Below are 3439 nucleotides of genomic sequence, written 5' to 3' on the forward strand. Positions count from 1 at the left end.
TCATGGCCTTTGGGGAGGATGGCGCCCAGTGTCAGGGCAATCTGTTCGGGAGACCAACGCTCGCTAAGAAAGTGGCGCACCACATCAAAGAGCACGCCGTCGCGGTGAAGCTTGTTGGGGGGACGGCCTTGCGTACGCCGCTGCTGGGCGCAGGCACGCGCGGTGGCGCTGGCGTAGCCTGCTGGCTGTGCGTTGCGTCGAAGCTCTCTGCTGATGGTGCTGGCGGATCGTCCCATGGCCAGTGCCATCTCACGTACGCTGAAATTCTGCTGGACCAGACTGGCCAGCGTCATACGGTCCTCTGGCTGGAGTTGTTGATACCTTCTGGGCGGGCTGCTTTGCATCTGCTGACCTTACTCGGTGGCAGGTGTTGCACTTCACTTTTGAATCCGCCACGGGTTGACCTGCCCGTTCGTTTTCACCTTTGGAGACCATAAGTAGCCGCCCGGCACCTCGTGACGGAATGTCTGGTTCTGGTTGACCCACCAGTAGCGCATACCCAAGCGCTCGATTTTTACCGAAATTGTAGGTAGACCCATAAGGTGAGAAATCTCAGCTTGCCTTTTCAAGGACGTGGAAGGGATGTGGAGCCATAAGGTGAAACGTTGGAACACATAAGCTGAGAAATTCCATCCAGGCCAAAAAGGCGAGTTTTCCGGCGCACCAGACAAGCGCCCATCACCCCTCAGGGCTACGTGCTTGTGCCAGTCAAGAGCAGAGAAGTTGTTGAAACAGAACTATACGCCGCCCCAAGCCTGAGCCAAGGTGTGCGCTCTGCCCGCCCCAGGCGATATGGCCAGGCTGGGCTGTTCAAGGGGTGGGGTCTGGGAAGCCCGAGCGCAGGGGCTTCAATCGGGCACGACGATGCCTCACCGTGTCGGGAGCGCAGGATGTGCGCATGGGCAGCAGCGTCAACTACCCTTGGTGACGCTGCTTTTAGGAGCAATCAAAACGCGAGGATTTGCATCCTTTCGAGTCAACGGATTACGTCGGTCCACGAAAAATAAGCTGAGACAGGCACCGCCATAAACCGAGAATTTGCCAAGCCGGCGATGCCCGACCAGACCGTCCGATTGGCCGATTGGCCGATTTATTGTTCCAAAAAGGACGCTACCGTATCCCAGTTGTCGTTCTCAAAAGCAGGCGCGACCTTGTCTATTTCATCATCACTCATCCCCACGGCCGGGGACCGGGCGAGTCGTTTCCAGTCGTTCAGGGCAGCCATCATCCGGGTCAGGATTACATGGGCGTCGTCATCGGACACGCCAAAGTATGCCGCTGCCTCCAGCGCCTCCTGAATATCTCCGGTTTCACCGGTCGCTTCGGTCACGGCGGTTTTCAGGATGGGTTCCTTGTCGGGGAACGGGTTCACGTCAAACAGCGGGGCGAGCCGCCACTGCCCCCCGCCGCTGTGCAGGAAGCCGTGGTTGTGCATGTGGTCATCCACGTTGGTGATGAGCATGCTGAAGCAGATGCGCGCCCAAAGCTCCTGCTTGTCTTCGAGAGGTCTTGGGGAGAACCGGTCAATGGCCTCCGCAATCTGCGTGTATGCGCCATCTTCCCTGGAATCCAGCTGCAGCAGCGAGGCTGCAGATAGGTAAGGGATGCGGCCGCCAGCCCGAGGTCGGTCAAACCGCACGATAAGCGCGACAGCCTGGGTGCCAGCCATGACGACTTCGGCCTCGGATGCATTCAGGCCCGCCTCTTTCGCGAGCAACAGAGCCAGCACCTCACCGCGCGCCACGTCACGCGTATCACTCACGCTCGGAAACTTGGCGATGGTCAGGGCGCCGTCGGGCTTCAGGACCGTTGCTTTGGGTCGCATACCGCCGAGCGAGGTGCCGCGCCCCTTCAGATACGCGAGGTCCGTCGCTGTTTCCTTGCCGGATTCAACTGCTTTCGACGCCTGAATCAGGGTCTGAAGCGGGACCTCGTGAGTTCCTTCAGGCAAGTTGTCGTCATGGAGCACATCGAGGAAGGGGCTGTCGGCATTGTCCTTGAAGCGCAATGCGCCAATGCGGCTGGAATCCAGCACCCCCAGCAAATAGTCCAAGTCTGACAGCTGTACAGAACCGGCGTCTCGGCCGGCGTCTTTTTCAGCCTTGCGCCGTTTGGCATGGACGCGGTTAATGACACGGCGTCCCCAGCCATCAGGCTCAGTATCGGCAATAGCACCCGCAAAGGTAGAAGTCTCCTTGCTCCCCGTGCGGTATTGAAAGTCGGTGCTCAGGGGAAGGTCCGGAGACAGTGCGAAGCAATCTGGATGACTGAGCCAAGCGGGGGAGTACCGGAATGCCGAGACCTCCTTTTGCCCCTGTCTGGAAAATTGCAGTTCGCCCACTTCCAGTCCCGTGTCGCCCAGATAGACGAGCAGCGTCCGCGTTGGGCTGGTTTTTGCTTTTTTTGTCGTTGCCATTACAGGGCTCCACTGTCCGGGTTGGTTTTGCGTACCCGGATGCGTTTGGCCACCGCCTTGTTCATGAGCGCTAGGCCGAGCGCATCATTGGTGGTGTTCAAGGCCTTGTTGAGTTCGGGTAGGAGGTTCAGGATGTTCAGGACCCGAACCACAGCGCCCCACGACACTCCGGGGTCGCCCTGCTCCAGCCGGTAGAGAGTCTTTTTTGAGATGCCCGCCCGCTCCGCCATGGATGACGTAGAAAGCCCCCGGCGGCGTCGGGCCAGCGCAAGGTCATTCCCGGCAGCAACCAGCGCACGCTCCACCGGTAAGGGCATCGGATTTTCGGTGATGCGGCCGGAAGGTTTGGGTGTCGCCTTTATTTTATCGGTCACATTTGACCTCTTAATAAGTTAATGAGTCATATTTGACCATTACACTACATCTTTCAGATGGATGCCAGTGCGTTATTAGAAACGGTCAGATATGGGTCAATATTTAGCTTAAGAGGTCACAACTGACTCGTTATCCTGGAGTCAGGCGCGATAAGGGGCTGGAGGCTAGGTGTTGAAAACACCCACCCAACCGTGAGCGCGACATCATGTTCCTGTCGAAGGTGGCCGACCCCGAGCGCTGCCACGCGCTTTCAGGGAACGTCCATGACCGGTGAAGGGTAGCGCCTAGCCGATGTCGTGGATGTTAACCAGTCAGAAGAGCGCGATAGGAAAGAACTTGCTGTTGATTCATCAGTACAACTGAGCCAGTGATCACGTCGAATACTGAGCCACCGGGTTGATGGGTTTTTTGGCTACTCGGTTGTGGATAAGTCTATAGGGTCGTAAGCGCTCTATGAACCCCGTCTTTTAAAGGCAAGGCTGATCGGAGATGCTACGTGTCCACGTACAACAAGGTGGACACCTATGACAGAGATCAGTGCAGAGTTGAAGAGCAGATTGGTCAGCGGACGAAAGCGTGATGGGCGCTGTGCATACGACCCAGTTGCCAAAGCGGAGCTTGTTCAGTCCTGCATGCAGCCCGGCGTTT

3 protein-coding genes are annotated in these 3439 nt (G+C 57.7%); all 3 read right to left on the reverse strand.

Annotated features, from left to right (window positions below; genetic code table 11):
* A partial coding sequence (locus AC0GNR_RS19400; RefSeq protein WP_472901300.1) for a transposase occupies positions 1-344 on the reverse strand: 344 nt, incomplete at its 3' end.
* A gap of 746 nt (positions 345-1090) precedes the next feature.
* Positions 1091-2416, reverse strand: coding sequence for a type II toxin-antitoxin system HipA family toxin (locus tag AC0GNR_RS19405; protein ID WP_472902382.1), 1326 nt, complete (start codon positions 2414-2416; stop codon positions 1091-1093).
* A complete protein-coding gene (locus tag AC0GNR_RS19410; RefSeq protein WP_472902383.1) occupies positions 2416-2790 on the reverse strand; it encodes a helix-turn-helix domain-containing protein in 375 nt (124 codons plus the stop codon). The genes AC0GNR_RS19405 and AC0GNR_RS19410 overlap by 1 nt, the downstream gene beginning before the upstream one ends.
* Between the last annotated feature and the right edge of the window lie 649 nt (positions 2791-3439).

It is taken from the genome of Hydrogenophaga sp. LT287, from assembly GCF_055702805.1.

What these genes read in the sequence shown, in the direction of transcription:
- AC0GNR_RS19405 (WP_472902382.1), bottom strand. Translation starts at nt 2,416, where the DNA reads ATGGCAACGACAAAAAAAGCAAAAACCAGCCCAACGCGGACGCTGCTC.